General features: G+C 37.5%; 9 protein-coding genes. 8 read left to right on the top strand and 1 reads right to left on the bottom strand.

Going from position 1 to position 5,731, the window contains the following annotated elements:
- The coding region (locus NZ519_11210) for a hypothetical protein (GenBank protein ID MCS7029320.1) at window positions 1-320 on the bottom strand (320 nt) is incomplete at its 3' end.
- Between the two features lie 323 nt (window positions 321-643).
- Between NZ519_11210 and NZ519_11205 the strand changes: the two genes are divergently transcribed.
- From NZ519_11205 to NZ519_11170, 8 genes are all read left to right on the top strand, one after another.
- The gene (locus NZ519_11205) at window positions 644-1,237 is read left to right on the top strand and encodes a sigma-70 family RNA polymerase sigma factor (protein MCS7029319.1); all 594 of its coding nucleotides are present in this window, start codon (window positions 644-646) and stop codon (window positions 1,235-1,237) included.
- Between the two features lie 11 nt (window positions 1,238-1,248).
- Entirely contained in the window at window positions 1,249-1,833 is a 585-nt protein-coding gene (locus NZ519_11200; GenBank protein MCS7029318.1) for a hypothetical protein, read from the top strand.
- Window positions 1,805-2,494, top strand: a complete 690-nt coding sequence (locus tag NZ519_11195) for a hypothetical protein (protein MCS7029317.1) — start codon at window positions 1,805-1,807, stop codon at window positions 2,492-2,494. Before NZ519_11200 ends, NZ519_11195 begins: the two co-directional genes overlap by 29 nt.
- Before the next feature lie 64 nt (window positions 2,495-2,558).
- Window positions 2,559-3,212 carry a 3-oxoacid CoA-transferase subunit B gene (locus NZ519_11190; protein MCS7029316.1) on the top strand — a complete coding sequence of 218 codons (654 nt, stop codon included), beginning with the start codon at window positions 2,559-2,561 and terminating at the stop codon, window positions 3,210-3,212.
- Window positions 3,213-3,257: 45 nt separating this feature from the next.
- Window positions 3,258-4,256: a polyprenyl synthetase family protein gene (locus NZ519_11185; protein MCS7029315.1), complete on the top strand. Its 999-nt coding sequence runs from the start codon at window positions 3,258-3,260 to the stop codon at window positions 4,254-4,256.
- Window positions 4,257-4,269: 13 nt separating this feature from the next.
- Window positions 4,270-5,070: a hypothetical protein gene (locus NZ519_11180; protein ID MCS7029314.1), complete on the top strand. Its 801-nt coding sequence runs from the start codon at window positions 4,270-4,272 to the stop codon at window positions 5,068-5,070.
- A 117-nt stretch (window positions 5,071-5,187) separates the two neighbouring features.
- Window positions 5,188-5,460 (top strand): hypothetical protein, encoded by a 273-nt coding sequence (locus tag NZ519_11175; GenBank protein MCS7029313.1) that lies wholly within the window; start codon window positions 5,188-5,190, stop codon window positions 5,458-5,460.
- A partial coding sequence (locus NZ519_11170; GenBank protein MCS7029312.1) for a hypothetical protein occupies window positions 5,432-5,731 on the top strand: 300 nt, incomplete at its 3' end. The genes NZ519_11175 and NZ519_11170, both read left to right, overlap by 29 nt.

Here is a 5,731-nt window from a genome sequence, read left to right as displayed (position 1 = left end):
GCTTCTTTTATGGTTTTATTGGAAATAACCACTTCTTTTTTCAGTGTGTCAGAATAAAAAGAGACTGGTTGCAGCTTTGAACTAACGTCTTCTCTTATTTGCCGCAATATTTGTTTTTCGTATATGTTCAAGTTCTTAATCCCTTCTCTAAAATACCTGTGCGTATTCTTAAAGGCAACCCCTGTGATGCCCGGATTGTTGTCAAACAGTTCATTTTCGGGCTGTGCGTCTATGGGTTTATCCTGATAACCTTCGGGCAGTTGGCTTAATTTTTTTACGGTACAACGGCAGTTATAGCGGGCGGGTAGTGGTAATTCCATGCATATATGATAAAGCAAGTAGTTTTTATCAAAGTTTTGGTTCGGTGCAATTAAACGGTGTTTGGTATGGAATAGACAAGTATGGTAACACACGCGAATATTGAAATTTGAATAAAAATTTAGTTTGTAAAGGTTAGATTTTATTCTGGGCGTGCCCTTGTGGGCAAAAGCCCACAAGGTCGGCGTGCTGCGGGCTACGTGCGGAATGCCCCGACCCTTGCGCAGCAAGGGGCACGCCCAAAAAATTCAATCATTTTTTAGTCCACAAAAAATTTCTTATCTTTGCTACACATAATAAATCTCAACGTTCATTCGTTGTTACAATGAAGGAAAATATGCAAGATTGGTCTGACAGAGTGTTAGTAAAAGCTTATCAGCAAGGTAACCAGCAAGCTTTCGCTACGCTACTGCACAGACATCAAAAGCACGTGTACAACGTAATTACGATGATTGTCAAGGACAAGTTTATTGCAGAAGACATATTTCAGGAAACATTTATGAAAGTCATCACCCTCCTACAAACTCATCAGTACCAAGAAGAAGGTAAATTTTCACATTGGTTGATTCGAATAGCCTACAACCTCTCCGTAGATTATTTTAGAAAGATACGAAAAAATCCCACAATCACAGATAGCGAAAGCGATATACTAACCCAAGAAGACAGATTCGTGGATACCCAAGAAGCAGATACTAGCATACTACAACATGAAGATGAACACATTATCACCCAGCTACTCAAACGCTTACCTGATGAACAAAGAGAAGTAGTAGTACTTAGACACTACGCAGATATGTCCTTCAAAGAAATTGCAGAAATGACACAATGTAGCATCAACACTGTGCTAGGTAGAATGCGCTATGCTTTAATTAACCTACGTAAAATGCTTTCACAACAAGAGTTCAAGACATTAAATTAAAAAAATATACCATGAAAGAACGTTCAACTATTTCAAAATTCACAGAAAACGATATTTTGAGGTATTTCTACGGCGAAATGCCCGAAAACGAAAAAATAGCTTTTGAACAAGCTTTAATGACCAACTCAAAGCTCCGCAGAGCTTACAAGGAGCTTACTTTTACCTTAGGTATGCTTCCCGATATTGAAAACACAGGTACTTCACCTGAACCTGAAATACTTCAAAACATTTTAGAGTTTTCTAAATCCACTCTTGAACACAAATTTTGTCAAAACAATACCACTGAAAATGAAAAAACCTTTTCCGAACGTTGGACTAAAATACGAAAATATACATCTAAAACTATAATTGCAGGTTTAGCAGTTTTGCTTTCTGGTATAGTCAGTTTTTCGGGATATAGTCAATACAAACAATCTACCCACAAAAAAATTGCGTCCGAAGCTTTAGAATGGGAATTTTTAGATAACAAAGAAATAGAAAAATTAAACCGAGATGTACATGTACTCAAAGAACACAGGGGAGGAATTTTACCTACGGATAGCGCTATTTATGAGCTGGTTACCCACGATGAAAGCAATATTATTGTTTTGCCTTAGCCTAACCTATATTTATGGCTTAACTCAAACGCGAGACTCTATCCACAGAAAGCCGACTAAAATACAAGATGCCGAACTCAAAACGCCCTTAGTTACGCATAGTATCAAAATAGAGAACCAGTCTTTTTGGTTAGATGGCAAGCTCATTCCACCTGCGGCTTTACCGCTATCTCTACAAAGCTTGCCTACGGGCTACTCTTTGTCTTTGAGAGTTACTGGGGTTGACCAATTCAAGTTTTGTGTACTGAATAACTTTTATCTCTATGCAAATAAAAAAATCATTGAAATACCTCTGTATTCTACACCTACCAAAGAACAAATTTTAACAGGCTACTATCAAGACTTAAAAAAGCAAGACCCTGAAACTTTTGAAAAGCTTACCCAAGAAGCTGAATTAGAAAAAAAGTCTCAAGAAATTGCCATTGCCTACAACAGCACACCTGATAAACAGCAAAAAGAAGAATTAGAAAAAGAACTTCGCGAGGTATTAGATGAACTTTTTGAGCTCAAAATAAAAAACACTGAAAGAGAAATTCTCCGTTTGCAAGGTTCGGTAGATGAGCTTAAAAAGAAACTTTCTGATAGGCGAAAAAACAAAGAAGCTATTATTCAAAAAAGAATATCCATTCTTATTCATAAAGAACCTGAAACAGAATGGTAATGCGGAACGGACATTTTTTACATTTAGAGAGAATACTTAACTTTGCCAAAACTCAACTAACGCTATGGCATTAGATCGTTTTGGGATAGCAAAACGTATAGCCCAAGAAATTAAAGATGGGATGTACGTAAATTTAGGTATAGGAATACCTACTTTGGTAGCTAACTTTATTCCACCTGATATCAATGTAGTGTTACACACTGAAAATGGACTTTTAGGCATGGGTCCTTTCCCTTATGAAGATGAAGTTGACCCTGATTTAATTAACGCAGGCAAGCAGACCGTTACGGCTTTACCTGGAGCTGCTTTTATGGATTCTGCTGAAAGTTTTGCGATGATTAGGGGAGGGCATATTGACCTGACTATACTAGGTGCAATGGAAGTTTCCGAAGAAGGAGATATTGCAAGCTGGAAAATACCTGGTAAAATGGTTAAAGGTATGGGGGGAGCTATGGATTTGGTAGCTTCAGCTCAAAATATTATTGTAGCTATGCAGCAAGTAAATAAAAATGGTCAGTCTAAGCTATTACCTAAATGCACGTTACCGCTCACAGGGGTCAAGTGTATAAAAAAAATTGTTACTGAACTTGGAGTGTACGAAGTGAATAACGGATTTGTTCTTATAGAGAGAGCCCCTGGGGTAAGCATAGAAGAAATTAAAAAAGCCACTGCAGGTAAATTGATTATCAACGGTGAGGTACCAGAAATGAAAATTTAACTCTGCAACGAATGAATTTTTTACTTTTTTTTGTGTTATTAAAACATGGCTATTTCCTCACCTTTAATGATTGACATACAGCAAAAAATACAATACTATCAACAGCAGGTAGAAATTGCTCTATCTCGGTTAAATTTACCTACAACCCCTGCTGCGCTCTATGAACCTATTCACTACACCCTATCTCTTAAAGCTAAGCGAATGCGACCGATTTTAGTCCTTTTGGCTATAGATGCTTTCAAAAAACCTTTGGAAATAGGCTATAATGCAGCTTGCGGAATTGAGTTATTTCACAACTTTACGCTTATTCATGACGATATCATGGATAACGCTCCTACTCGCAGGGGCATGCCCACAGTATTTGCTAAATGGAATACTAACACTGCTATACTGTCCGGCGATGCTATTTTAGTACTTGCTCATCAATGGATAGCTGACACTGATTCAGCTTATCTGAAAGAAATTTTACGCATCTTTCACAAAACTGCTTTGGAAGTATGCGAAGGTCAAATGTTAGACCTTCAATTTGAGACTCGGAATAATGTTACTCTACCTGAATATATTCAAATGATACGCCTAAAAACATCAGTTCTATTGGGATGCAGCTTGTATATAGGAGCTTTATTAGCCGATTCTTCAATTGAAATTGCCCAAAAACTCTACGATTTTGGAGTAAAATTGGGAATTGCTTTTCAAATTCAAGATGACTACCTTGATGTATATGCAGACAGCAGCAAATTTGGCAAGCAAGTGGGCGGAGATATTATAGCCAACAAAAAAACTTGGCTACTACTCAAAGCCATAGAAATTGCAAATGATACACAAAAAAAAGAGATACAAGCCTGCTTAGATCTAAGTAATCCCAAAGAAAAAGTTGAAAAAATGAAACACATTTATCAATTGCTGAAAATTCCGCAGCTAGCACGGCAAGAAATTGACACATTATACCAGGATGCTATGAAAGACTTACTAAGCTTACCTTCATATATTGAAACTTCTACTTTTGCAGCGTTTGCTCAATACTTAATGAAAAGAGAACTATAAAATTACAAAAAATATGGACTTACTTAAAGCATTTCTTATTGGAGTTCGCTTGGCTATACCTGCGCAAGGCATGAGCCATGGGCATATCCGAATGTTTTACAAAGGTATAAAAGGTCTTGAAAATGAGTACTACGACCAAGATAAAATTCAAAAATGGGATAAAGAAATTAAAACAGCTTATCAGGACCTCAAAAGCATTCTAGACACAAACGAACATATTTCCGAAAAAGTAATAGAAATGGATAAAGTATGCCAACAGTATAATTTTTTAGAAAATTTGCAAGAGTACTTCGTAGATATTGGCTTAATTGACTTTTTTATCAAATCGCCTTTATATGCCCAAGAGGATTATTTTGAAACTCAAGAATGGTTACGTATAGAAGAGGAATTAGCTGATAGAGGTACAGAGCTACTAAATTGGCTTTTATACATTGAAGAAGCAAAATCCGCCCAAGCAGAAATTTCGTTGCAAAACTATATTGAAGACTTTTTGCTCATAGGTGATGAAATGAATGAAGACCAAGACAATCTAAAAATTTATGAACCTCTTATTGATGTGCAAGATTTTTTAGACCAAACCCCTTTGGATTTATTTTTACTTTACGAGAGAATTCCTGAAGATCATCCGTTAAAAAACATAGCTTTTCCAATGATGTGTTATTTCAGGGCAAACAAACCCATAGAAGCTTGTTTGCTCTCTTGTATCAACTGTGGGGGAAATATTGTTGAACATGGTTCAGTTTTAGCTTGTGCTTTGTGTGCCACACACGGATGGGCAGATTTTCCTCAGCCTTATCAAAAGTATTTTGAGTAAAAAAGTAAAAACCTTATACGCAGGTTAGATTTTGACAAAAGTCAAGTAAGTTTATTTGTATTCACGTTACTTTAGCTTGGTACAAAGGACAAAGCCAAGTACTCAGATTTTAATTTTTTGGGCGTGCCCTTGCCCACACTTCGCTTGCGCTCGTGTGGGCAAGGTCGGCGTGCTGCGGGCTACGCTATCGCTTCGGTGCTTCGCTTCGCTACGCACCGTGCTGACGCACGCCCTCCGCATGCCTCACGCAAAAAAACTCACAACAACACAAAAACTAAACTCACACACCCTCAATACTCAACACACAACCATAAAACATCCCCACAACCTAAACTTCCCCCTTTTCCCTTATCTTTGCACCATGATAAAAATCGCCAACCCCGCCTATGACGTCGTATTCAAATACCTCATGGAAGACAACCAAATCGCAAAACTCCTCCTATCCGACCTACTCCAAGAAGAAATTATTGACCTCCATGTCAGACCCCAAGAATACATCCTTGACGTCATCTCCACAACCGTATATCGCTTGGACTTCAATGCCAAAATAAAAAACACCGATGGCACAGAAAAAGTAGTTTTAGTAGAAGTACAAAAAGCCAAATTCCCTACCGATATCCTACGATTCAGAAGATACTTAGGTGAGCAATACCGTGCAGAA

The organism is Bacteroidia bacterium, assembly GCA_025056095.1.
In the GTDB taxonomy this organism is placed as follows: domain Bacteria; phylum Bacteroidota; class Bacteroidia; order JANWVE01; family JANWVE01; genus JANWVE01.
Note: the sequence above shows the minus strand (reverse complement) of the source record. Positions and strands in the feature narration are given on the sequence as shown.